Source organism: Massilia cellulosiltytica (genome assembly GCF_047325105.1).
GTDB lineage: Bacteria > Pseudomonadota > Gammaproteobacteria > Burkholderiales > Burkholderiaceae_D > Telluria > Telluria orientalis.
In genome coordinates, this window is sequence record NZ_CP168562.1 from 3850734 (window position 1) to 3873628 (window position 22895).

The 22895-nt window shown below is 69.4% G+C and carries 21 protein-coding genes; 10 read left to right on the top strand and 11 right to left on the bottom strand.

All coding sequences use genetic code 11. The features are described 5' to 3' along the window. Positions 1–4 precede the first annotated feature (4 nt). Both ACEN9H_RS16790 and ACEN9H_RS16795 read right to left on the bottom strand, forming a co-directional pair. Complete coding sequence (locus ACEN9H_RS16790; protein WP_413671325.1) at positions 5–1603, bottom strand: ArnT family glycosyltransferase; 1599 nt, start codon at positions 1601–1603, stop codon at positions 5–7. Next, the gene (locus tag ACEN9H_RS16795; protein WP_413671326.1) at positions 1600–2640 is read right to left on the bottom strand and encodes a glycosyltransferase family 2 protein; all 1041 of its coding nucleotides are present in this window, start codon (positions 2638–2640) and stop codon (positions 1600–1602) included. The genes ACEN9H_RS16790 and ACEN9H_RS16795 overlap by 4 nt, the downstream gene beginning before the upstream one ends. A gap of 205 nt (positions 2641–2845) precedes the next feature. Here ACEN9H_RS16795 and ACEN9H_RS16800 point away from each other — a divergent pair, with 205 nt between their 5' ends. Then, complete coding sequence (locus ACEN9H_RS16800) at positions 2846–3613, top strand: substrate-binding periplasmic protein (RefSeq protein WP_413671327.1); 768 nt, start codon at positions 2846–2848, stop codon at positions 3611–3613. An 18-nt stretch (positions 3614–3631) separates the two neighbouring features. Here ACEN9H_RS16800 and sugE read toward each other — a convergent pair whose 3' ends face one another. Continuing rightward, positions 3632–3952, bottom strand: coding sequence for a quaternary ammonium compound efflux SMR transporter SugE (gene sugE, locus ACEN9H_RS16805; protein WP_056131479.1), 321 nt, complete (start codon positions 3950–3952; stop codon positions 3632–3634). A 162-nt stretch (positions 3953–4114) separates the two neighbouring features. Here sugE and ACEN9H_RS16810 point away from each other — a divergent pair, with 162 nt between their 5' ends. From ACEN9H_RS16810 to ACEN9H_RS16820, 3 genes are all read left to right on the top strand, one after another. Then, positions 4115–5179 carry an alkene reductase gene (locus ACEN9H_RS16810; RefSeq protein ID WP_413671328.1) on the top strand — a complete coding sequence of 355 codons (1065 nt, stop codon included), beginning with the start codon at positions 4115–4117 and terminating at the stop codon, positions 5177–5179. 195 nt (positions 5180–5374) lie between these two features. Next, positions 5375–8023 (top strand): aminopeptidase N, encoded by a 2649-nt coding sequence (gene pepN / locus ACEN9H_RS16815; RefSeq protein ID WP_413671329.1) that lies wholly within the window; start codon positions 5375–5377, stop codon positions 8021–8023. A gap of 2 nt (positions 8024–8025) precedes the next feature. Beyond that, complete coding sequence (locus tag ACEN9H_RS16820; RefSeq protein ID WP_413671330.1) at positions 8026–8844, top strand: hypothetical protein; 819 nt, start codon at positions 8026–8028, stop codon at positions 8842–8844. A 19-nt stretch (positions 8845–8863) separates the two neighbouring features. Here ACEN9H_RS16820 and ACEN9H_RS16825 read toward each other — a convergent pair whose 3' ends face one another. Continuing rightward, positions 8864–9244, bottom strand: coding sequence for a hypothetical protein (locus ACEN9H_RS16825; protein WP_413671331.1), 381 nt, complete (start codon positions 9242–9244; stop codon positions 8864–8866). Between the two features lie 130 nt (positions 9245–9374). On the opposite strand from ACEN9H_RS16825, the gene ACEN9H_RS16830 reads away from it, so the two are divergent. Continuing rightward, positions 9375–10241 carry an endonuclease/exonuclease/phosphatase family protein gene (locus ACEN9H_RS16830; RefSeq protein ID WP_413671332.1) on the top strand — a complete coding sequence of 289 codons (867 nt, stop codon included), beginning with the start codon at positions 9375–9377 and terminating at the stop codon, positions 10239–10241. A gap of 78 nt (positions 10242–10319) precedes the next feature. Next, positions 10320–10766, top strand: coding sequence for an acyl-CoA thioesterase (locus tag ACEN9H_RS16835; protein WP_056131469.1), 447 nt, complete (start codon positions 10320–10322; stop codon positions 10764–10766). Between the two features lie 26 nt (positions 10767–10792). On the opposite strand, the gene ACEN9H_RS16840 is transcribed toward ACEN9H_RS16835, so the two are convergent. After that, positions 10793–11161 carry a hypothetical protein gene (locus ACEN9H_RS16840; protein ID WP_413671333.1) on the bottom strand — a complete coding sequence of 123 codons (369 nt, stop codon included), beginning with the start codon at positions 11159–11161 and terminating at the stop codon, positions 10793–10795. Between the two features lie 126 nt (positions 11162–11287). Further along, positions 11288–12577, bottom strand: coding sequence for an AMP-binding enzyme (locus tag ACEN9H_RS16845; protein WP_413671334.1), 1290 nt, complete (start codon positions 12575–12577; stop codon positions 11288–11290). 166 nt (positions 12578–12743) lie between these two features. Here ACEN9H_RS16845 and ACEN9H_RS16850 point away from each other — a divergent pair, with 166 nt between their 5' ends. From ACEN9H_RS16850 to ACEN9H_RS16860, 3 genes are read left to right on the top strand one after another with little or no spacing between them, the layout of a single operon-like run. Then, the gene (locus tag ACEN9H_RS16850; RefSeq protein ID WP_371763496.1) at positions 12744–13130 is read left to right on the top strand and encodes a phosphonate transporter; all 387 of its coding nucleotides are present in this window, start codon (positions 12744–12746) and stop codon (positions 13128–13130) included. After that, entirely contained in the window at positions 13127–14488 is a 1362-nt protein-coding gene (locus tag ACEN9H_RS16855) for a diguanylate cyclase (RefSeq protein WP_413671335.1), read from the top strand. The genes ACEN9H_RS16850 and ACEN9H_RS16855 overlap by 4 nt, the downstream gene beginning before the upstream one ends. Beyond that, positions 14485–16230, top strand: coding sequence for a putative bifunctional diguanylate cyclase/phosphodiesterase (locus ACEN9H_RS16860; protein ID WP_413671336.1), 1746 nt, complete (start codon positions 14485–14487; stop codon positions 16228–16230). Before ACEN9H_RS16855 ends, ACEN9H_RS16860 begins: the two co-directional genes overlap by 4 nt. A 7-nt stretch (positions 16231–16237) precedes the next feature. On the opposite strand, the gene ACEN9H_RS16865 is transcribed toward ACEN9H_RS16860, so the two are convergent. The 4 genes from ACEN9H_RS16865 to arsC form a co-directional block, all read right to left on the bottom strand. Then, positions 16238–17068: an aldo/keto reductase gene (locus ACEN9H_RS16865; RefSeq protein ID WP_413671337.1), complete on the bottom strand. Its 831-nt coding sequence runs from the start codon at positions 17066–17068 to the stop codon at positions 16238–16240. Between the two features lie 148 nt (positions 17069–17216). Next, positions 17217–19325: an elongation factor G gene (gene fusA / locus ACEN9H_RS16870; protein ID WP_371763492.1), complete on the bottom strand. Its 2109-nt coding sequence runs from the start codon at positions 19323–19325 to the stop codon at positions 17217–17219. Between the two features lie 256 nt (positions 19326–19581). Beyond that, entirely contained in the window at positions 19582–21060 is a 1479-nt protein-coding gene (locus ACEN9H_RS16875; protein ID WP_413671338.1) for a glycoside hydrolase family 30 protein, read from the bottom strand. A 101-nt stretch (positions 21061–21161) separates the two neighbouring features. Further along, positions 21162–21509: an arsenate reductase (glutaredoxin) gene (gene arsC / locus ACEN9H_RS16880; protein WP_056131450.1), complete on the bottom strand. Its 348-nt coding sequence runs from the start codon at positions 21507–21509 to the stop codon at positions 21162–21164. A gap of 160 nt (positions 21510–21669) precedes the next feature. On the opposite strand from arsC, the gene ACEN9H_RS16885 reads away from it, so the two are divergent. Then, the gene (locus ACEN9H_RS16885; RefSeq protein ID WP_413671339.1) at positions 21670–22302 is read left to right on the top strand and encodes a 1-acyl-sn-glycerol-3-phosphate acyltransferase; all 633 of its coding nucleotides are present in this window, start codon (positions 21670–21672) and stop codon (positions 22300–22302) included. On the opposite strand, the gene ACEN9H_RS16890 is transcribed toward ACEN9H_RS16885, so the two are convergent. Then, positions 22276–22890 (bottom strand): HupE/UreJ family protein, encoded by a 615-nt coding sequence (locus ACEN9H_RS16890; protein WP_413671340.1) that lies wholly within the window; start codon positions 22888–22890, stop codon positions 22276–22278. The genes ACEN9H_RS16885 and ACEN9H_RS16890 overlap by 27 nt on opposite strands. Positions 22891–22895 lie beyond the last annotated feature (5 nt).

Here is a 22895-nt window from a genome sequence, read left to right on the forward strand (position 1 = left end):
CGCCTCACCGTTCGACGCGCACCAGCAGCACGCCGCCTTCGCGGTACAGCACGCGGACGGGTGATGGCAAACCGTCCAGCGCGTCGCTGCGCGTAAGGATGACGTCGCCCGGGCGGGGCGCCGACGTCGCGGGCGTGACGGCGCCGCGGTAGATGGAAAAGCTGGGCACGTCGATGCGCCAGCTGCGCACGGGCCAGCCGGCCTGCCGGGCCAGCAGCGCGGCCCGCTTGACGGGTCCCTGCTGCAGCTCGGCCGCGGCGGGCAGCAGCAGGCCGCCGATGGCGTACGAACAGGCCAGCGCCGCCGCGACGAGGCGGGGCCACGGTCCGCCCGTGGCCGGCCGGCCGGGCCACAGCACCAGCAGCACCACACAAGCGAGGAGAGCGATCGCCTGTACATGCCATGCGGGGCCGAACATGTCGGTCCGCCCCAGCGCTTCGCGCGCATAGGCGTTGCGCGCGCCGGGTGCGGCAAGGCGCAGCACGAACGGCAGGGCCGCGACGGCCGCGGCCAGCACCAGCGCCGGCCACAACGCCGCCACGCGGCTGCGCAGCGCGTGGCGCTCGCGCGCCATCAGGATGAACAGCGGCGTCGCGCCGTACAGCAGGTAATGCGGCAGCTTGGTGCCCGCCAGCGTGAAGAAGCCAAACACGAACAGGAACCAGCACCACAGCAGGGTGTCGAGCGGCGTCGCGCGCAGCCGCCGGATGCCGGGAAGCGCGGCGAGCAGGAGACCCGTGTACGGCAGCATGAGCAGCAGCAACGCCGGCACATAGAAGAACGGGCTGCCCGCGTGGCCTTGCAGCGGCACGAGGAAGCGTTCGACGTTGTGGCGCATGACAAAGCCGGCCAGGAACGCGTCGCCTCGGGCCGCGTATTCCAGCGCATACCAGGGCCCCGCGACGGCGAGCAGGATCAGCCAGCCGGCCGGGTCGCGCACCGCGCGCCACCAGGCGGCCATCCGCCGCTGCAGCCCGAACGCGAGCAGGCTGGCCGCGGCCGGCACGAGCAGCGCGACCGGTCCCTTCGTCAGCACGCCGAGCGCGATCCAGAAGAATGCGCGGCGGCGCCAGCGCGGCCGCGGGTCGACGAGCTCGCGGTAGACGCCGAACAGCGCCAGCGCGAGAAACAGGTTCAGCAGCGCATCGGCGATCGCGCCCCGGCCGATCACGACGACGCCCGCGCTCGTGGCCGCGATGAACGCGGCGGCCCGGGCCGTGTCGCGGTCGACGACGTGGCGCGTGAACGTGTGAATCGCGGCGATCCACGCCATGGCCGCGAGCGCGGACGGCAGCCGCAGCGCGAACTCATCCAGGCCGAACAGGCGCACGGATGCGGCCTGCAGCCAGTAGACGAGGATCGGCTTGTCGAAGCGGGGCTGGCCGTTCAGCCATGTCGACACGTAGTCGCCCCGCACCAGCATTTCCCGCGTCGCTTCGCCGAACGCCCCCTCGTCCACGTCGAACAGCGGGATCGCTCCCAGGTTGTAAAACAGCCCGAGCCACACGGCCGCCGCCAGCAGGACGGGCCATGCACACGCCCCCAACACGGCGCGCGCCCCGGACGGGGGCACCGATACCGTTTGACCACGCGCCGCGCTCATGGCCGCTCCCGTGCCGTACGCGGCCGCTGGTGGGACGGCAGGTCCTCGCCGGCGCCGCCGACCGTCTCGCGCACGAGATAGGTGGGCGCCCCGCCCGCTTCGAACCAGGTGCGGGCCAGCATTTCGGTGAGGATGCCCGTGCAGACGAATTGCGCGCCGATCACCACGAGCAGGATACCCAGCAGGAGCAGCGGGCGCCCCGCGATGGCGGCGCCCTCGCCCAGCTTCAGCCACGTCAGCCACCCCAGCGCGGCGAGCCCGGCGCCGCCGCATCCAAGCCCGATGCGCCCGAAGAAGTGGCCCGGGCTGGCGCGGAAGCGCACGAAGAACACCATCGTGAGCAGGTCTAGCAAGACTTTCACGGCGCGCCCGAGGCCGTACGCGCCGTATTTCGAGCGGCCGTGACGGCGCGGGAAGTGACTCACCTCTTCCTCCCCGATGCGGTCCGGCGACGTGAGGGTCGCCATCCAGCTCGGGATGAAACGGTGCATCTCGCCGTACAGGCGCACCCGGCGCAGCACGGCGGCACGGTAGACCTTCAGCGTGCAGCCGTAGTCGTGCAGCGGGACGCCCGTCAGCAGGCCGATGAGCCGGTTGCCCAGCCGCGACGGCAGGCGCCGCCACAGGCCGTCGCGGCGCGCGCGGCGCCAGCCGACGAGGAGGTCGAGGTCTTCGTCGAGCAGGCGGCGCACCATGCGCACGATGTCGTGAGGATTGTTCTGCAGGTCGCCATCCAGCGTGGCGATGACGGTGCCGCGCGCGAGGTCGATGCCGGCCTGCATGGCGGCCGTCTGGCCGAAGCCGCGGCGCAGGATCGCACCGCTCAGGTGCCGGGGGCCCGCGGCGACGGCCTCGCGGATGCGTTCGCTGGTACGGTCGCGGCTGCCGTCGTCGACGAGGATCAGTTGCCACGGCCACGGCGCGCCCGCCAGCGCGGCCTGGACCTGGGTCACCAGCGGCAGCACGTTGTCTTCCTCGTCGCGCAGCGGCACGACGATGGAGAGCGAATGGCCCGCCCCGGACCCCGGCTCACGCATGGCGAACTCCGTGCCGGCCGGCGTGTGCAAGCGCGCCCGGCGTCGCGATGAAGACCATCATCCCATCTCCTTGTCGATGCCGGCCGCGGCGGGCTGGCAGCGGTATCTTCGCGCGCGGCCGCGACGCGGGGACGATTCAGGTCAAACGTGCGCGGGTCGTGCGACAATCGGCCGTCTCGCAAGATCTCGACAGAACGACATGCGAATGGAAAATTACGCAAGGACAGTGCGGTGCGCGGTGCTGGCATGCGCGCTCGCCGCGGGCCCGGCGGCATGGGCGCTGGAGGTTCGCGTCGCCTCCCAGGAAGTGCTGGAACCGAAGTGGCTGCGCGCGGGCGGCCGCGTCACCGGCATCTGTCCGGACATCATGACGGCCATCCAGAAGATCGAACCGCGCCTGCGCTTCACCGGCTACCAGCGCACCAGCCGTTCGCTGTCCGGCATCGAAACGGGACTGGAGACGGGCACGCTGGATGCCGCCTGCGGCCTCGTGTCATCGGCACGCCGGCTCGGCATCGGGCAGCCAGTGGGCAAGCCGATCTACCAGGTCCGCCATTACCTCGTGGTCCGCAGGAACGATCCGGTGACGATCGAATCGGAGGCAGACCTCGCGCGGCTGGGCGACCTCGTCACGACGCAGCGCGCCTCCGTGTTCACGGAACGCCTGGTCGCGGCCGGTGTGAGGATCGACGATGCGACCGACGACAACCGCGCGAACCTGCGCAAGATCCTGGCCGGCCACGGCCGCTTTGCCTACATCAACGACCTCACCCTGCACTACCTGATCCGCAAGGAAGGGCTGGAAAACCGCGTGCGCGTGCTGCCGGTCGTGCTGGCCGACGAGCCGACGTATTTCTGGGTCAGCCGCAGGGCCGCGCCCGCGCTCGCGCCGTTGCTGGGCGCCGCCCTCGACAAGCTGGCGGCCAGCGGCGAGCTGGGCCGCATCTACGCACGCTGGGCCGGCACGCCCTGATGTTGGCCCGGATGCCGGTCAGGCCGGCGTCAGCAATTTGAGGCCGACGATGCCGGCCGCGATGAGTCCGATCGACAGCAGCCGCAGCGCACCGGCCGGCTCGCCCAGCAGCACCATCCCGGCCACCGCCGTGCCGATCGTGCCTATGCCCGTCCAGACCGCGTAGGCGGTACCGAGTGGCAGAGTCCGCAGCGCCAGCCCGAGCATGCCGACGCTGCCCGCCATCGTGGCGAGCGTAAACACGGATGGCCACAGGCGCGTGAAGCCCGCCGTGTATTTGAGTCCGACCGCCCACGCGACTTCCAGCAGGCCAGCCACGGCCAGGTAGATCCAGCTCATCGATTGCTCCTGCCCGACGAAAAACCGGCCAGTATAGCAGCGGTCCGGCGATGCCGCCCCGGCAGGGCGAAATCGAGCCGTCCTCTGCAGGATTTCCGACCCTGCTTTAAGATGCCCTCTTTCGCCGCACGAACGCGGCGGATCAACGTAACAGGAGTACCGATGACGACTTTGTTTGACCCGATCAAGGTCGGTAGCCTCGAGCTGCCGAACCGCATCATCATGGCGCCGCTGACCCGCTCGCGCGCCGTGGGCGCCGGCCGCGTGCCGAATGCCCTGATGGCCGAATACTACGTACAGCGTGCCTCGGCCGGTCTGATCCTGTCGGAGGCGACCTCGGTGACCCCGATGGGCGTGGGCTATGCCGACACCCCGGGCATCTGGTCCGACGAACAGGTCGAAGGCTGGAAGCAGGTCACCGCCGCCGTCCATGCCGCGGGCGGCCGCATCTTCCTGCAGCTGTGGCACGTGGGCCGCATCTCCGACCCGCTGTTCCTGGACGGCGCGCTGCCGGTCGCGCCGTCGGCCATCCAGCCGAAGGGCACCGTCAGCCTCGTGCGCCCCGTGAAGCCGTACGTCACCCCGCGCGCGCTGACGCTCGAGGAAATCCCCGCCATCGTCGCCGCCTACCGCAAGGGCGCGGAGAACGCGAAGCACGCCGGCTTCGACGGCGTCGAGATCCACGGCGCCAACGGCTATCTGCTCGACCAGTTCCTGCAAGACAGCACCAACCAGCGCACGGACGCGTATGGCGGATCGATCGAGAATCGTGCCCGCCTGATGCTGGAAGTGACGGACGCGTGCATCGAGGTATGGGGCGCCGACCGCGTCGGCATGCACCTCGCGCCGCGTCGCGATGCCCACGACATGGGCGACTCGGCGCCGCTGGACACGTTCGGCTACGTGGCACGCGAGCTCGGCAAGCGCGGCATCGCGTTCATCTGCGCCCGCGAAGCGATCGGCGCGGATCGCCTCGGCCCGCAGCTGAAAAAGATCTTTGGCGGCGTTTACATTGCCAACGAAAAGCTGACGAAGGAAAGTGCGGAGCAATTGCTGACGAGCGGAGACGCGGATGCGGTCGCCTTCGGTCAATGGTTCATCGCGAACCCGGACCTGCCGGAGCGCCTGAAGCGCAATGCGCCGCTGAATGCGCCGCGTCCGGACAAGTTCTATGCGCCGAGCGCCGAAGGCTATACGGACTATCCGGTCCTGCAGGCCAACGGCTGACGCCGCTCCAATGCCCGGATGCGCACCCTGCCCGTCCGGGCATTTCTCTCCTTTCTCATGCATATATCGCGGTAAAAAAACCTTCATTCGCGGGCGTCACCGATACGATTACTATTGCTGACATGATATTCTTGTGAGATTCCTACTGGCCGTGGTCACAAGCCGCGGCCTTCGTTCAGCCTCGCAAGGAGTCCCGTGAAGACCTGCCACCCTCGCCTGTTGCCGCTCGCCGTCGCTACCGCGCTGGCGTTTGCCTCATCCCCTGCCGTCCACGCCACCACCCCGGCGCGTGCCGACAACGCCTACCTGTCGCAACTCGACGCGGCCGCCCGCTCGGCGCGCGTGTCCAACGTCGACTACCTGCTCGATTTCACGCTCACCGGCAAGGAGACGTTCAGCGGTACGACGACCCTGACGTTCGACCTGAAGGATGCGGACAGCCCGCTCACCGTCGACCTCGACAAGGCGACGATCAAGTCGCTGACCGTCAACGGCAAGACCGTCACGCCGCGCTACAACGGCTGGTTCTTCACGCTGTCCGCCCAGGACCTGGTCAAGGGCCGCAACACCGTCGTCGTCGCCTACGAACGTCCCCACAGCACGAACGGCGAAGGCCTGCACCGCATGGTCGATCCTGTCGATGGCCGCGTCTACACGTATTCGCATTTCGAACCGGCCGCCGCGCACCAGATGTTCGCCGTGTTCGACCAGCCCGACCTGAAGGCCACGTACCAGGTGACCGTGAGCGTCCCGGCCGACTGGCAGGTGATCTCGACCACGCGCGAGACGAACGTCGCCCCGGCCGGCGACTTGCGCCGCTGGACGTTCGCGCAGACCAAGAAGCTGAGCCCGTACAATTTCTCGATGCACGCCGGTCCCTACAAGATGTGGGAAGACACGAGCGGCAAATACCCGATGCGCCTGTTCGCGCGCCAGTCGGTCGCCGCGCAGATCAAGCCGGCCGAATGGTTCAAGTACACGAAGGCCGGCCTCGCGTTCTTCGACGATTACTTCGGCATTCCCTACCAGTTCGAGAAGTACGACCAGGTGCTCGTGCCGGACTTCCTGTACGGCGCGATGGAAAACGCCGCCGCGATCACGTTCGCCGAGCGCGGCTTCATGTACAAGGCCGACATGACGGCCGAACAGCGCGCGCGTCTCGCCTACGTCATCATGCACGAGATGGCGCACCAGTGGTTCGGCGACCTCGTCACGATGCAGTGGTGGAACGGCCTGTGGCTGAACGAAAGCTTCGCGTCGTTCATGGGCACGCTGGCGACGGCCGAGGCCACGGAATTCAAGGACGCGTGGCGCGCCTTTTACTCGGACGGCAAGCAGCGCGCCTACGCGCAGGACCAGCGCACCACCACGCACCCGATCGAAGTCCCGGTGCCGTCGACCCGGAACGCGTTCGACAACATCGACAACATCACGTATTCCAAGGGCGCGTCGACCCTGATGCAGCTGCGCCACCTGCTGGGCGCCGACGTGTTCCGCAAGGGCGTGCACAACTACCTCGTCAAATACCAGTACCGCAACGCGAAGCTGGACGACTTCATCGGCAGCCTCGGCCAGGCCGCCGGCCGCGACTTGACGGGCTGGACGAAGGAATGGCTGTACCAGCCGGGCGTCAACACGATCGCCGCGAATTACACCTGCAAGGCCGGCAAGGTCACCGGCTTCACGCTCACCCAGACTGCGCAAAGCAAGGCCCTGCCGACCCTGCGCGAACAACGCGTGCAGGTCGCCGCGTTCCGCCTGGACGGCAAGGACTACAAGCTCGAACGCAATGTCGCCGTCACGTACATGGGCGCTAAAACGCCGGTCCCGGCCATGAACGGCGCGGCCTGCCCCGACCTCGTGTATCCGAACTACGATGACTGGGGCTTCGTGAAGGTCCAGCTCGATCCGCGCTCGTTCGACAGCGCACGCAGCCACCTGGCCTCTGTTGCCGACCCGCTGCTGCGCGCCATGCTGTGGCAAAGCCTGTGGGACGGCGTCCGCGACGGCAAGCTTGCGCTCAACGACTTCCTGTCCACGGCACTCAACAATGCGCCGCAGGAAAAAGACTACACGCTGCTCGGCGACGTGCTCGGCAAGGTCCTTGGTGCGAAGCGCTATCTCGACCTGATGGATCCGCAGGCAGCATACGCCCAGGCGGTCACCCGCCAACTGGAAGACATGGCCTGGACGAGCACCCTCGCAAGCAAGGGCGACGACAACTTCCAGCGCCGCTGGTTCGGCACCTATGTCGACGTCGCCAGCTCGCCGGACGCGCTGCGCCGCCTCGCCGCCCTCCTCGACGGCAAGGAACAGGTCGACGGCCTCGCGATCAACCAGGACCTGCGCTGGGCGATCATCGGCCGCCTGAACCGCTACAACTACCCCGGCGCCGCGGCACTCGTCGACGCCGAGCAGGCGCGCGACAAGTCCGACGCCGGCCAGGCGGCCGCCCTGACGGCCGTCGTCAGCCGCCCCGACCCGGCCGTCAAGACCGAGTGGCTGGACACCGTGCACGACCTGCAGACGAAGCTGCCGTTCTCGAAGGTGCGCACGGCGATGCAGCACCTGTACCCCGCCGAGCAGCACGGCCTGGACGAACAGACGGCCGGCGCGCGTCTTGCACGCCTGCCGCAGCTCGACAAGACGGCCGGCCCCGTCTTCATGCGCGCCTACGGTTCGGCATTGATCCCGGCCGGCTGCACACCGGCCGCCGTCCAGCGCCTGCAAGCGGCGGCCGACGCCGGCAAGGACCTGTCCGCCGGCACCCGCCGCGCCCTCGTCGACGCGGTGGAGGACGCCCAGCGCTGCGTCACCATCAAGCAGGCGATGACCGCGCACTGAGCATGCGGAACGGCGCGCACACGCTGCCCAACGCCACGTTCGACGCGCGCCGGCGCGGCGTGCTGGCGCTCACGTGCGCCGTCCACCTGCTGGCGCTGTTCCTGTGGACGCAGGAACGGCGCGTCCTTCCCGTGCGCCCGCCCCGGGCCGTGACGATCCTCCTGCAAACCGAACGTGCCCAGCCAGCGCGGCCGCCGCTGGACCCCGACGTGCACCTGCTGCCCGAGCCGTCCCTGCCGGCCCCGCCTTCCATAGCCGCGCCCGCGCTGCAGCCCGAACCCGTGCACCGTGCCGACGACGACGACATACGGCATGCCACCCGTCGCGGCCTGCATGCCGACGTACCTGCCGACGTACCTGCCGACGCCGCACCACCGGCGCCGGACGCCGCCGCGCCCAACCCCATCGACACGGCCCAGCCGGACGCCCCAAACATGGACGCGCGCGCGGGCGCACGCTCCGCGCAAGGCGGCTTCGTGGCAGGTCTCGCGAAGCAGCAGGCCGGACGTATCGACCGCGAACTCCGCAAGGGCAAACCGGGCGTGCCGACCGAAGCGGATACCCCGGCGGCGCGCTTCCAGCGCGGCGTCGAGGCCGCCTACATCGACCGCACGCTGACCTGGCAGTCGGACACGTACACGTCGCCGGACGGCGTGGTCATCTACCGCTTCCGCCAGGGCAACCGCGTGCGCTGCCGCCGCGCCGGCGGCGTCGGCATGCCCCTTGCCGGGATGCCGGGCACCGGCTCGATCACTGCGGCAAGCGCGGGCGCCGCCGGCGACACCGCCTGCCCCAAGGGCGTCGTGTGGAACCAGGACTGATGACCGCTGCCGCCCCGCGCTAGCGCCTTGCCGACCTGGCCGGCCTGTCGCCACTGCCCCCGCCGCCACCTCCTTCCTCGCCATTGCCCGGCTGTTCCGGCACGCGGCACAGCTCGGCCATCCGTTCCCATGCCCCTTCGGCCTGGCAATGCAGGGGGGCATACGCCTGCAGCGCCTTGGACAGGTCGACCGGCTTCATCTCGTTGACCCGGACGTTGTTGTTCACCTTGATGCACATGACGTCCTGCCACGCCGCCGAGTAATTGCGGGGAATGGGCACCGGCCCACGCAACCTGCGTGCTGCCGTTTCGCACTCGCCCTGCTTCAGGTACTGCCCCCGCAGGTTGGCCTGGTCGAGCGTCACGTCCAGGCCCTGCTGCAGGTACAACAGAAGAATCATCGTGTACATCGTCACCTCTCCGTCATTTGCATAGACCGTACGCCGGTCCGGCGGTTCGCTGCGCACGCCTGAGCTGGATCAGTCCGCGGCATCGGTGCCGCGCTAGCCTGACGATCTCGAAAGGACGGCCATGCTCACACTGATCACCTGGAACATACAATGCGCCCGTACGCCGGACGACGGCGCCGACCTCGACCGCATCGCCGACCGCGTGCTGGCGTTCGGTGCCCGTTTCGACATCCTGCTGCTGCAGGAAGTCGGTTGCGGCCTGCCCGCGCGCGACGGCCGGCCGGTCGGCGACCAGTTCGCGGGACTCGCCCGGCGCCTCGACCACCTGCACGCCGCGTCCGCGTTCGCCCTCGACACGCGCAACCCGGACGGATCCCCGCGCCGCCTGGGCTGCATGACGTTCGCACGCGGCCACATCGTCCACGTGCGCCGCCACGCCCTGCCCTGGCCGCCCGATCCCGGGGTGCCCGCGATGCCCCGTGCCGCCCTCGAGACCGTCATCGCGACGGCGGACGGCATGTTGCGCGTGCTGAACGTCCACCTCGAATATTTTTCGGCGCGCCAGCGCATGGCCCAGGTCGAGCATCTGCGCGCACTCCAGGCGGAAGCGCACGCGCACGCGGGCGTCTCCGGTGCGCCGGCGGCGGCGCCCGACGGTCCGCGCGGCGTCCCGTTCGCGCCGCTGCCGCATCCCGCCGCCGCCGTGCTCGCCGGCGACTTCAACATGGTGCCCGGCTCGGATGGCCACGCGCGCCTGCTGGCGCCGGGGCCGGACGGCGGCCCCCTGTGGCGCGACGCCTGGGAACTGGCGCATCCCGGCGAACCGCATGCGCCGACCGTGGGCCTGCGCGACACCACGGCCGAACTGCCTTGCCCATTCGACTACGCCTGTGTCAGCCCCGCGCTGGCGCCACGGGTGCGCACGCTCCGCGTGGATACGGCCGCGGCCGGATCCGACCACCAGCCGCTGCTACTGGAGCTGGCATGAGCAGCGCGGCCGTAAAGACCATCCTGTGTGCGCGCCGACGTAGAATAGACGGCACCGCAGCAACTGGAAGGACTTTTCTTGGATTGGGATTACCCGCACCCGTTCACCCTGCCTCGCGTGCCCGAAGCGGCCGACATCGACGGGCTGAACCACACCAACAACGCCGTCTACGTCCGCTGGTGCGAACAGGCCGGGTGGGCCCACTCGGAGGCGCTGGGCCTGTCGCTGGACGATTACCGGCGCCTCGACCGCGCCATGGCGATCCGGCGCGGCGAATACGATTACCTGCTGCCGACCTTTGCGGACGAAGCGCTCGTGCTCGGCACATGGCTCGTCGCGGGCGACGGCAAGCTGGCGATGCGGCGCCGCTTCCAGCTCGTGCGCGAACGCGACGGCGCGACGGTGCTGCGCGGCCGCTGGGATCTCGTGTGCATCGAACTGTCGAGCGGCCGCCCGCGTCGCATGCCGCAGGAATTCCTGGACGCGTACATGACGGTGGTGGTGGACGCGCAGGCCGCGTCCTGACGCGGCACGGGCAGCGTTCGCGCGCGTCAGCCGCAATTCCCCTGCTGTGCCCGCACGAGCCAGCGCAACGCACCCCACAGCAGCAGGATGGCGATCACCGACGACGCCCCCAGCACCAGCAGCGTGAGGTCGTACAGGGCGTTGCCGAAGATCCAGGCGCCGCCCGAAACGACCGTGAAGATGTTCGCGAACACAAAGAATTTCGCGGCCGTCAACAGGCAATGCCGTGCCGCCCGGCCGCGGACGGCCGGGTCGGCGGACTCGAGGTCCCGTTCCAGCGCCTGCGACGCGGTACTGGCGCTTTCCAGATACCGGTAAATATAGCTCGCGACCACGCTGCTCGCCACGCCCACGAGGACGAGGACGATGTCCTTGGCTTCGATCTGGATGTTCATGGTCTCGGGTCTGTTGGTCCACCGACCGGCCGGCTGCCGTCGATGTTGGAGTGGAACAAGGCCGCAAGATTCCGTGCGCGCAGCCGCCAGGCCGATGCGATCAAGCACCGCCGGCACGCGCTGGCATCATTCGGCGTCGATGATCCAGTCCGCCGGCTTGCCGCTGGCCTGGCGCGGCAGGCGCGGGCCGAACGTCCACGCCGCGGGCCGCTCGGGCGCCGTCAGCCGTTCCGCGATCCACGCGGGCAGATCGGCGCGCAGCGCGTCGGCGTCGGCACCGGGTTGCGGCACGACGAAGGCTTTCAGGCGCCGGCCTTCGTCGGGCCGCATCAGCCGTACCGCCGCCTCGCGCACCTGCGGATGCTGGGCCAGCACGTCCGCCACATAGGCCGGGAACACGTTCATGCCGCCGACTTGAACCGCGTCGTCGATGCGTCCCGCGGGCAGGAAATGCGTGCCGTCGGACCAGTCCAGGCGATCCTGCAGCGGATACCGCGGTGGCATACCGTCCGGCAGGGTGCGCGCCAGCGTGGCCGGATCGTCCGTGCGGGACCAGTACGGCAGCAAGGTGAACGGTTCGTCTGCCCGGCCGCGCCAGCCGACGCCGGCCGTTTCCGAGCTGCCGTAGACCTGCAGCAGGCGCAGGCCGGCGGCGGCCAGCGCAGCGGCGAGCGCATCCGGACATGGCGCGGTCGACGTCACGCCGACGATATCCGCGCCGAATGCCGGCGTGACCCGTGCGGCCGCTTCCCACCACCCCGGGTGCGCGACGACGAGGTCGCCGGGCCGCACCAGGCTGGCCAGTGCGGCCGGACCGGCCCGGCGCACGTCGATCACCTCGACCGGCTCGACCGCGCGCGCGAGCCACCGCGGCATCAGCACCGTAAACAGGAAGCCGTAGATATGGTGGCTGGGCACGGCACTCAGCACACGGCGCCGGCCGGGCACGAGCGACGCCAGCACGGCCACCTCCTGCTCCAGCATGGCGAGCGCATGCGTACAACGCTTCGGGCTGCCGCTGCTGCCCGACGTGCGGAACGTCAGGGCAGCCTCGTCAGTGCCTACGCCGGCTGCCGCGCACGCGTCCAGTCCCGCCCGCGCACTCGCGATCCAGTCGCCGCTGCATGGCCGGGCGAGCAATTGCTCGTCGATGCCGCCGTGCTGCAGGTGCAACGCCTCGACGAGCGCCGTGCACAGGCCCATCAGCTCCAGCGAATCGACGCCCAGGTCGCGCACGAACTGGGTCTCGGGCAACCACGGCGCGGTCGACACCGGCCGGCCGGGCCGCATCTGCGCCAGCTCGGCGGCGAGCAGGTCCGTGACGACGCGCCGCAGCGCATCGCCGTGCGTCCACCACGCGTCCCGGCAGGCGCCGCGCCCGGTGGCACTTGAGGCAGAATGTGATCGTACCGGCATGATGTTCCGTCGTCGATGAGCGCGCAGACTATGACGGGCCGGCACGCCGCTGTCAAATGTGTACGGACGCGCCAATGTGACATGCGCGCACGATTGGTTTGACAGAGACATGACGCCATGTCACTATGCCTTTCTTCCCTGCAACATCATTCCGCTGGAGCTTCCCATGACCGCCGACCTGTCCTTCGCCACTCCGGATCTGCATGCGCGCCTCGCGCAACTGGCAGGCGACGATCTCGACCGCCTCGATTTCGGCGTCATCGGCTTCGACGGCGACACCACCGTGTGCCAGTACAACCGCACGGAATCGGAAGCGGCCGGGCTCACGCCGCCGCGCGTGCTGGGCCAGCCGCTGTTCACGAACGTGGCGCCCTGCCTGAACAATTTCATGGTGGCGCAGCGCTTCGAGGATGCCCAGGACGACGGCACGACGCTCGACGACACCATCGACTACGTGCTGACCCTGCGCATGCGCCCGGTAAAAGTCGCCCTGCGCCTGCTGGCCGCGCCCCATACGCCCGTGCGCTACGTGCTCGTCCAGCGCAAAGCATGACGGCGGGCACCGACATGCGCGCAGGCGACATGCGCGTAGGCGACGTGCGCGTAGGCGACGCCTACGACCGCCTCGCTGCCGAGCACGAGGCGCTGATGCAGTTCCTGTACCTGGCTCCCGTCGGCCTCGTGCAGACGGCGGCCGACGGCGAGATCCTCATGATCAACCCGGTCTCGGCCCAGCTGCTGATGCCGCTGCAGCAGGACGGCAACCTGGTCAACCTGTTCGACGCGCTCGCGGGCGTCGCGCCCGAACTGCGCCACCTGTGCGCGGCGTTCGCGCGGCCCCGCGGCATGCTGTGCGACGGCCTGCACATCCACGTCGATGGCCGCACGCCGCAGGTGCTGTCGCTGACCCTGCTGAAGCTGGACGGAACGCGCCTGATGGCCGTGCTGGCCGACGTCACGCAACAGGTGCGGCGCGACCGCCAGCTGCGCCAGAACGAGGCGTGGCTGGGCGCCCTCCTGACGAGCATCACCGATTACGCCCTCGTCGGCCTGGACGGCGCCGGCCGCGTCAGCGCGTGGAACGAGACGATCGCGCGCGTCACCGGGCATGGCGAAGACGTCGTCGGCCAGCCGTATTCCGTGTTCTATCCGCAGGGCGCGACGACGTCCGACCACACCCATGACCGCCTGCGCGAGGCCGACCAGAACGGCTGGAGCCTCGACGAAGGCCCGCGCGTACGCGCCGACGGCAGCGAGTTCTGGGCCAGCGCGATGATTTCGCCGCTGCCCGACCGCGATGCGGACATGGCCGAGCCGGGCGAAGCCGCGTACTGCCTCGTGCTGCGCGACGTCAGCGACAAGCGCGAAGCACTCGATGCGCGCCGCAAATCGCTGTTCTGCGACCACCTGACCGGCGTCGCCAACCGCCGCGCGTTTTTCGAAGCGGCGGAACTGGAACTGGACCGCAACCGCCGCGCGCCGCGGCCGACGGCCCTGGTCCTGCTCGACGCCGATCACTTCAAGCGCATCAATGACCGCCATGGACACGCCGGCGGCGACGCCGTGTTGCGCCACCTGGGGCAGCTGCTGGCCGCCACGTTCCGCCAGGTCGACGTCGTCGCGCGCGTGGGGGGCGAGGAATTCGCCGTGCTGCTGCCGTCGACCGGCCTCGATGCCGCCGTCGCCGTGGCCGAACGGCTGCGCGGGCTCGTCGCCGGCCGCCCCGTCGCGTACGACGGCGCGCACATCGCGTGCACGGTCAGCGCCGGCGTCGCCGTGTGCGACGGCGAGGCGCCCGGCCTGGACGGCCTGATGAAACGCGCCGACCAGGCCCTGTACGCCGCGAAGGCGGCGGGCCGCGACCGCGTCGAACGCTGGCATCCGGCCCTGGCCAGCGAGGCGCGCCGATGATCGACACGAACAAGGTCGACGCCTACGAGGCACTGGTCCAGTTTCTCTACCGCGCGCCCATCGGCCTCGTGCAGGCGGGCCTGGACGGCACGGTCGACATGCTGAACCCGATGTCGTCCAGCCTCCTGATGCCGCTCGCGCGCGACGGCAGCCTCGATAACCTGTTCACGGTGCTGCAGGACGTGGCGCCGCAGCTGCGCGCCATGACGGCGGACTTCGCGGCGCCGTCCGGCGTCGTGTGCGAAGGCCTGCGCGTGCAGCTGGGCGATGCGGCCGCGCCGGGCGGACCGCAGGTGCTGTCGCTGAGCGTCCTGAAGCTGGACGGCACGCGGCTGATGGCCACCGTGACCGACGCCACCGCGGAAGTGCAGCGCGAGCAGGAGCGCCTCGCGCGCCGCCTGCGCAGCCAGGCGCGCACGGACGCGCTCACGCGCATGCCCAACCGCGAAGCCGTGCTGGAACAGCTGCAGCAGATGCTGGGCCGGGCCCCGGTTGCCGACGGCGGCGGCTTCGCACTCATGTTCATGAATTGCGACCGCTTCCGCCAGGTCAACGACGCGCTGGGCCAGGCGGCCGGCGACCGCCTGCTCGTGCAGATCGGCGACCGCATCCGCGCCACGCTGCGCCCGCCAAGCGACCGCATCGACCCGCACGCGGGCGCGGGCCAGATGGCGGCCCGTGTCGGCGCCGACGAATTCGCTGTCGTGCTGGACGGCCTGCGCAGCCGCGGCGACGCCGAGCGCGTGGCCACGCGCCTGCTCGACGCGCTGGCGCGGCCCCATGCGCTGGACGGCCAGGATATCGTCGTCCGCCTGAGCATGGGCCTCGTGTGGAGCGCCGACGCGGGCGCGTCCGCCGGCGAGATGCTGCGCGACGCCAGCATCGCGATGGTCGAGGCCAAGCGCGCGGGCGGCGCCCGCTGCATCGCGTTCGAGACCGCGATGCGCGAACGGGCCGCGCGCCGCGCCGACATCGAATCCGACCTGCGCCAGGCCCTCGTCGAGGACCAGCTGTTCGTCGTCTACCAGCCCGTCGTCGGACTGCGCCCGGACGGCGCCACCGACCATGGCGCCGGCGTCGAAGCGCTCGTGCGCTGGCGCCATCCCGTGCGCGGCGTCGTGCCGCCCATCGAATTCATCCAGGTGGCGGAGGAATCGGGCCTCATCGGCGCACTGGGCGACTTCGTGCTGCGCAGTGCATGCCGCGACTTCGCCGCGTGGCAGCGCGACCTGGGCGAACGCGCGCCGCGTTTGCTGGCCGTGAACCTGTCGCGCGCGCAGCTGGCGGAACCGGGCTGGCCCGCCGTCGTGCGCGACGTGCTGGCGCAGAACGGCATGCGTCCGGACCAGCTGCAGCTGGAAGTGACGGAAAGCCTGGCGGCCCAGGACCAGCAGGTGCAGCAGCGCCTGCACGAACTGAAGGCCATCGGCGTCACGCTGGCGCTGGACGATTTCGGCACCGGCTATTCATCGCTCTCCAGCCTGCACCAGCTGCCGGTGGACACGGTCAAGATCGACCGCTCGTTCGTGTGCCAGGCCGACACCAGCCACCACCACCGCGTGCTGATCGAGGCGACGGTGAAGGTGGCGCAGAGCCTCGGCATGAGCACGGTGGCCGAAGGCATCGAGACGGAGGCGCAGGCCGCCGCCGTGCGTGCCCAGTCCTGCGCCAAGGGCCAGGGCTATCTGTTCAGCCGTCCGCTCGCCTCGCCCGACCTGCTCGACTGGCTGACGACCCGCTGAACCGCGTTCAGCGCATCGCCAGCGGCCGGCGCCGGCCGGGTGGCGGAAAGCCCGCGTCCAGCAGCGCCAGGTCATCGGCCGTGAGTTGCGGCGCGAGGTCGAGCGCGGCGCGGTTCGCGCGCACGTGGGCCGGCTGCACGGCCTTCGGAATCGTGACGACGCCGTCCTGGCGCAGCAGCCACGCGAGCGCGACCTGGGCCGGGGTGACGCCGTGGCGGCGCGCCACCTCGCCCAGTTGCGGACGGGTCAACAGCGGCCTTTGCCCGGCCGGCGTCGATTCCAGCGGCGAGTACGCCATCACGGGGATGCCGCGCTCGCGGCACCACGGCAGCAGGTCCCATTCGATGCCGCGCTGGACCAGGTTGTACAACACCTGGTTCGCCGCGATGCCCGATCCGCCGGGCAGCGCGGCCGCTTCCAGCATGTCGTCCGTGTCGAAATTCGAGACGCCATAGGCGCGGATCTTTCCCTCGTCGCGCAGGCGCTCGAACGCCTCCAGCGTCTCCGCCAGCGGCACGCCGCCGCGCCAGTGCAGCAGGTAGAGGTCGAGATGGTCGGTGCGCAGGCGCCGCAGGCTGCGCTCGCACGCGGCGCGCACGCCCGCGCGCGACGCATTGTGCGGGTAGACCTTGCTGACGAGGTAGACATCGTCGCGGCGGCCGGCGATGGCTTCGCCGACCACTTCCTCGGCACCGCCCTCGCCATACATCTCGGCCGTGTCGACCAGGGTCATGCCGAGATCAAGGCCGAGCCGCAGCGCGGCCACCTCGGTCGCGCGGGCGGACGGGTCTTCGCCCATGTTCCAGGTGCCCTGGCCGAGGATGGGGAGTTGAGTCATCGTGGTCTCCGGATTCGAAAACACGAAGATACAGCAAAATCAAACACCGTCGTTCCCGCGGAAGCGGGAACCCATACTGCGCTGGCGATGCTGCGCAAGTCGCGTAACCGCAACGTCAGCATGGGTCCCCGCCTCCGCGGGGACGACGTTATTTCGCCGCCCTGGCCGTCGCAATCTGGTCGAGGATATGCTTCGGCACCGCAGCGTAATGCTTGAACTCCATCGTGTACGTGGCCCGCCCCTGCGTCAGCGAACGCAGGGTCGTCGAGTAGCCGAACATCTCCGCCAGCGGCACGACCGCGTTGATCAGCTTCCCGCCGCCGCCCGGGATCTCGTCCATGCCCTGCACGACGCCGCGCCGCGTGGACAGGTCGCCCATCACGTTGCCCGTGAACTCCTCGGGCGTCTCGACCTCGACCTGCATCATCGGCTCGAGCAGTTCCGGCGCCGCCTTGCGCATGGCGTCCTTGAACGCCATCGACGCGGCCACGCGGAACGCGTTCTCGTTCGAGTCCACGTCGTGGTAGGAACCGAAGGTCAGGGTCGCACGCACGTCCACGACCGGGTAGCCGGCCAGCACGCCGTTCGGCAGCGTCTCCTGGATGCCCTTGTCGACCGCGGGGATGAACTCGCGCGGCACGACGCCGCCCTTGATGGCGTCGACGAACTCGTAGCCCTTGCCCGGTTCCAGCGGTTCCAGCTTCAGCACGACGTGGCCGTACTGGCCCTTGCCGCCCGACTGCTTGACGAACTTGCCTTCGACGTTCTCGACGGCCTTCTGGATCGTCTCGCGGTACGCCACCTGCGGCTTGCCGACCGTCGCCTCGACGCCGAACTCGCGCTTCATGCGGTCGACGAGGATTTCCAGGTGCAGCTCGCCCATGCCGGACATGATCGTCTGGCCCGATTCCTCGTCCGTCCGCACGCGGAACGACGGGTCTTCCTGCGCGAGACGCGACAGCGCGATGCCCATCTTTTCCTGGTCGGCCTTCGTCTTCGGTTCTACCGCCTGCGAGATCACGGGTTCCGGGAACGTCATCTTTTCCAGCACGATGACCTTGTCCGGGTCGGACAGCGTATCGCCCGTCGTGACACCCTTCAGACCGACGGCCGCCGCGATGTCGCCCGCGAAGACCTCCTTGATCTCCTTGCGCTCGTTGGCGTGCATCTGCAGGATGCGGCCCAGGCGTTCCTTCTGGCCCTTGGTCGGGTTGTACACGGTGTCGCCCGAATTCACGACGCCCGAGTACACGCGGAAGAACGTCAGCTGGCCCACGAACGGGTCGGTCATGATCTTGAAGGCGAGCGCGGAGAACGGCTCGTCATCGGACGGATGACGTTCCAAAGGCTTATCGTCCTCGTCGTGGCCGGCGATCGCGGGCACGTCCACCGGCGACGGCAGGTATTCGATAACGGCGTCCAGCATCGCCTGCACGCCCTTGTTCTTGAAGGCGGAGCCGGCCAGCATCGGCACGATCTCGCCCGCGATCGTGCGCGCGCGCAGCGCGGCCTTGATCTCGTCTTCCGTCAGCGCCTCGCCGTTCAGGTATTTCTCCGTCAGCTCGGGCGTCGCCTCGGCGGCCGCTTCGATCATCGTCTCACGCCATGTTTCCGCGACGGGCACGAGGTCGGCCGGGATGTCTTCATACGCGAAGCGCACGCCCTGGCTCGCGTCGTCCCAGCGGATGGCCTGCATCTTGACGAGGTCGATCACGCCCTCGAAATGCTCTTCGGCGCCGAGCGGGATCTGGATCGGCACGGCGTTGCCCTTCAGGCGGTCCCGGATCTGCTGCTGGACGCGGAAGAAGTCGGCGCCCACGCGGTCCATCTTGTTGACGAACGCGATGCGCGGCACCTTGTACTTGTTGGCCTGGCGCCAGACGGTCTCGGACTGCGGCTGCACGCCGCCGACGGAATCGTAGACCATGACGGCGCCGTCGAGCACGCGCATCGAGCGCTCGACCTCGATCGTGAAGTCGACGTGGCCCGGCGTGTCGATGATGTTGATGCGGTGCTCGGCGAAGTTGCCGCCCATGCCCTTCCAGAAGGCCGTCGTCGCGGCCGAGGTGATCGTGATGCCGCGTTCCTGCTCCTGTTCCATCCAGTCCATCGTCGCCGCGCCGTTGTGCACCTCGCCGATCTTGTGATTCACGCCGGTGTAGAACAGGATGCGCTCCGTGGTGGTGGTCTTGCCGGCATCGATATGGGCGCTGATGCCGATGTTGCGGTAACGCTCGATGGGGGTCTTACGGCTCATCACAATCTCCTGTGGATACGGAACGCCAATGTAAGTGCATATACCCCCACTTTCAAGGCCGGGCTGCGTGAACCGGTCTTAAGACAGAGGGTATAGCCGCACAATGTAACTGAAGTGCGGTTTTTGTGCTGGCGCCGTGCCACGTCAAACCACGCTGCATACAGCGTCATTCCCGCGCAAGCGGGAATCCATACGTCGCGTCATACTGTGACTCAGCATGGGTTCCCGCCTTCGCGGGAACGACGCAGCGTGGAGCTCAGCCGACGATGGTCTGCAGCGCCCGCGCCGGAATCTCGACCGCCACCTCCTGCCGGTCGACGAACAGCCGGTACCGCTGCGGCTGGTCGCTGCGGTTCATGACGACGACGGCCAGGCGCCCGTCCGCGTTGCGGAACGCCGTCGCATCGAGCGTGCTGCGGCTCGTCGTGGCGCCCACGCGGCGCGCCTTCGGACGGATGTAGCGGCTGAAGTGGCCGATGGCCGTGTAGATGGGCGTGAACACGAGCTGGCCGTCGGCGCTCGCGTGCAGCGGCGCGAAGCAGAAGTTGTTCTTGTGGTTCGGGCCGCCGCGACTGTCGAGCAGCATGTTCCAGTCGACCCAGCCGCTGGAACCCGCGTTCAGGTCTGCGATCATCTCGCGGCCGTAGCGTTCGCCGTTGGCCCAGTCCTGCAGGCGCGCGGGATCGAATTTCTCGATGCAGCCTTCCGTCATCAGGAGGTTCACGTCCGGCCAGGCCGCGTGCACGGCGGCGACGTTGCGGTGCATCGGTTCGCCGCCGGCCCACGTCTCGTACCAGTGGTAGCCGACGCCCCAGATGTACGGCCGCGCCTTCGCATCCGCCAGGATCGTCGCGGCGCGCTGCGGCAGCAGGTCGCGGTTGTGGTCCCACACGATGACCTTCTTGCGGCCCAGTCCCGCCGCCGTCAGGGCGGGGCCCAGGTGGTCGCCGAGGAAGCGGGTTTCTTCGTCGGCGCTGAAGATCATCGACTCCCACTTCTGCTTCGCCATCGGTTCGTTCTGCACCGACAGGCCCCACAGCGGGATGCCGGCCTGCTCGTACGCCTGGACGAATTTCACGACGTAGCGCGCCCACGTGTCGCGGTACTCGGGCAGCAGGCTGCCGCCGGCGAGCATGCTCTGGTTCGACTTCATCCATGCCGGCGCGCTCCACGGGCTGGCGAACACGCGCATGTCCGTACCGTGGGCGCGCGCGGCCGCCAGCGCGGCGCGCAGCAGCGGCACGCGCAGCTTCAGGTCCGGCGCGATGCTGAACGATGCGAGCGACCGGTCGCCGTCGCGCACGTACGTGTAGCTGCCGCTGCCGAAGTCGGAACTGTGGATCGTCGTGCGCAGGATGTTGTAGCCCAGGCCCGCGCGCGGGTCGAAGTACGCCGCCAGGAACGCCTGCTGCTGCGCCGGCGTCAGGGTCGCGTGGACCTCGGCGACGGCGTCCGTGACGGCGCCGCCGAAGCCGAACACTTCCTGGTAGCGCTTCGACGTATCGACGAAGACGGCGATGTCCGTCTCCGGCGGCTGGCCTGCCGGCTGGAAGGCGCCGAGCGGACGGGCGGCGAAGCGGTCGGCGCCGGGTGCGGACGTCACGACCTGCCAGCCGGTGGCGCCGGCCGCCGGGGCGGTTGCGGGCGCTGCCGCGGTCCGGCCGGCCACGGCCACCTGGCCTCCCATCAGTGTCGCGGCGCCCAGCAGCCGCATTGCATCTCGTCTCGTCGTCATCGTGTCTCCTGTCGTGTGTTGTCGGCCGCGCGATTGGAAACGTTACCAATCGAAGCCGGACGACTATACCACTCGTCGTTTCACGATGTCAAAAGGCTGTTTTACAGAATCTCTTGCACCAGCTCGGACGGCCGGCACAGCCGCACACCCTTGGTCGTGACGACGAACGGGCGATTGATGAGGATCGGATGCGCGACCATCGCGTCGAGCAGCGCGTCGTCGGTCGTGGCCGGATCGTCCAGGCCGAGTTCCTTGAACAGCGCTTCCTTGCTGCGCACGGCGTCGCGCACTTGCAAACCCGCCCGGGCGATCAGGTCCTTCAGCTCGTCCCGCGTCGGCGGCTGCGCCAGATAATCGACGACGCGCGGCTCGACGCCGGTCGCGCGAATCGCCTCGAGGGTCGTGCGCGACGTGCCGCAGCGGGTATTGTGAAAAATCGTGATGTCCATCTTGAAAATCCTTGTTTGAGAGCCAAGGATGATACCGACGCGGTCGCAACGCTTCCAGTTTTTTTGCTTGTCCGCCCTCTGGTAGCGCTATAAAATGCCCGGTTTGCTTGCCGAGGCGCAATTACCATTGCTTGCAGACGGCCCGCCGTAAGGAGAGAACATGGACGACTACCTGGTGCGCCCCGAGGGGCTGCCGACCTTGCGCCAGCGCGCCGCGCTGCGCCTGCTGAACGCGTTCGGCTGGCGCTTCAATTTCAAACCCCTGCCAGGTGCGCACGGCATCGTCGTCGTGTATCCGCACACGTCGAACTGGGATTTCCCCATCGGCCTGCTGGCCAAGTGGGCCGTCGGCATCCAGTTCCGCTGGCTCGCCAAGGATTCGCTGTTCCGCGGCCCGATGGGCGCCCTGATGCGCTACTGGGGCGGCGTGGCGATCGACCGCAGCTCGCCGCAGGGCGCGATCCGGCGCCTCGCGCAGACGATGCACGCGGCCGACTGGTTCTGGCTCGCCATCACGCCGGAAGGCACGCGCAGCTACCGACCGCACTGGAAGAGCGGCTTCTATCGCATCGCGCTGGCCGCCGACGTGCCGGTGCTGCTCGTCTCGCTCGACTACGGCAAGAAGGTCATCGACGTCACGCGCACGCTGACGATGACCGGCGACGAGGCGGCCGACATGGCGGCCATCGCGCAGGCGTACGACGGCGTGCGCGCGCTGTATCCGGAGAAGGCGGCGCCGATCCGCCTGGCCGAACCAGGGCCGCGTTCAGACGACGCCCGCAAGCAGGTATAAGCCGGCCGCGCCGATCGCGGCGCCGGCCATGCGGCGCACGCGTTCCCCCGGCAGCGCGCCGGCCAGCATCACCAGGGCGCTCGCGACGAGGAAGCCGGCGCCGCTCGCCATCCCCGCCAGTTCCCGCCCATGCGCCAGCCCGTGCAGGAAGGCGCACCCACCCACCACGACGACCGCCACCTGCGGCGGCAGGCGCCGCTGCAGGCCGGGCGCGCACGCGACCAGCATCCCCAGCAGCAGCACGGTCGCGGCGATCGACGCCTCCAGCGCGGGCAGCACGAGGCCCGCGCCGGCACAGGCCGCGCCGAGCGCCATCATCACGAGGAACGCGGGCGGCAGCACGGCCCCATGGCGCTGCTGCCGGCTCCACAGGCCGACAGCCAGCAGCGCGAACAGGTGATCCAGCCCCGTCAGCGGATGCAGCAGGCCGGCCGCGAAGCCGCCGTCGGGATGGCCCGGATGCGCGGCGGCGGGCAGCGCCACGGCAAGGGTCGCAAGCGCGGCGACCGCACCGCCCAGGCGCGTGCGCGGACGCGGGGACGGGCCTTCGTGACGCACGCGGGTGTTCGTGTTGTCGTTCCATTTCATGGCTT

Coding starts and splice junctions, on each gene's coding strand:
- sugE (WP_056131479.1), bottom strand. CDS start 3,952: ATGAGCTGGATCTACCTGGCCGTGGCTGGCCTGCTGGAAGTCGCGTGG.
- ACEN9H_RS16810 (WP_413671328.1), top strand. CDS start 4,115: ATGACGACTTTGTTTGACCCGATCAAGGTCGGTAGCCTCGAGCTGCCG.
- ACEN9H_RS16855 (WP_413671335.1), top strand. CDS start 13,127: ATGACGGCGGGCACCGACATGCGCGCAGGCGACATGCGCGTAGGCGAC.
- ACEN9H_RS16830 (WP_413671332.1), top strand. CDS start 9,375: ATGCTCACACTGATCACCTGGAACATACAATGCGCCCGTACGCCGGAC.
- ACEN9H_RS16865 (WP_413671337.1), bottom strand. CDS start 17,068: ATGACTCAACTCCCCATCCTCGGCCAGGGCACCTGGAACATGGGCGAA.
- ACEN9H_RS16845 (WP_413671334.1), bottom strand. CDS start 12,577: ATGCCGGTACGATCACATTCTGCCTCAAGTGCCACCGGGCGCGGCGCC.
- arsC (WP_056131450.1), bottom strand. CDS start 21,509: ATGGACATCACGATTTTTCACAATACCCGCTGCGGCACGTCGCGCACG.
- ACEN9H_RS16800 (WP_413671327.1), top strand. CDS start 2,846: ATGGAAAATTACGCAAGGACAGTGCGGTGCGCGGTGCTGGCATGCGCG.
- ACEN9H_RS16790 (WP_413671325.1), bottom strand. CDS start 1,603: ATGAGCGCGGCGCGTGGTCAAACGGTATCGGTGCCCCCGTCCGGGGCG.
- ACEN9H_RS16875 (WP_413671338.1), bottom strand. CDS start 21,060: ATGACGACGAGACGAGATGCAATGCGGCTGCTGGGCGCCGCGACACTG.
- fusA (WP_371763492.1), bottom strand. CDS start 19,325: ATGAGCCGTAAGACCCCCATCGAGCGTTACCGCAACATCGGCATCAGC.
- ACEN9H_RS16885 (WP_413671339.1), top strand. CDS start 21,670: ATGGACGACTACCTGGTGCGCCCCGAGGGGCTGCCGACCTTGCGCCAG.
- ACEN9H_RS16890 (WP_413671340.1), bottom strand. CDS start 22,890: ATGAAATGGAACGACAACACGAACACCCGCGTGCGTCACGAAGGCCCG.
- ACEN9H_RS16850 (WP_371763496.1), top strand. CDS start 12,744: ATGACCGCCGACCTGTCCTTCGCCACTCCGGATCTGCATGCGCGCCTC.
- ACEN9H_RS16820 (WP_413671330.1), top strand. CDS start 8,026: ATGCGGAACGGCGCGCACACGCTGCCCAACGCCACGTTCGACGCGCGC.
- ACEN9H_RS16840 (WP_413671333.1), bottom strand. CDS start 11,161: ATGAACATCCAGATCGAAGCCAAGGACATCGTCCTCGTCCTCGTGGGC.
- ACEN9H_RS16825 (WP_413671331.1), bottom strand. CDS start 9,244: ATGATTCTTCTGTTGTACCTGCAGCAGGGCCTGGACGTGACGCTCGAC.
- ACEN9H_RS16795 (WP_413671326.1), bottom strand. CDS start 2,640: ATGCGTGAGCCGGGGTCCGGGGCGGGCCATTCGCTCTCCATCGTCGTG.
- ACEN9H_RS16860 (WP_413671336.1), top strand. CDS start 14,485: ATGATCGACACGAACAAGGTCGACGCCTACGAGGCACTGGTCCAGTTT.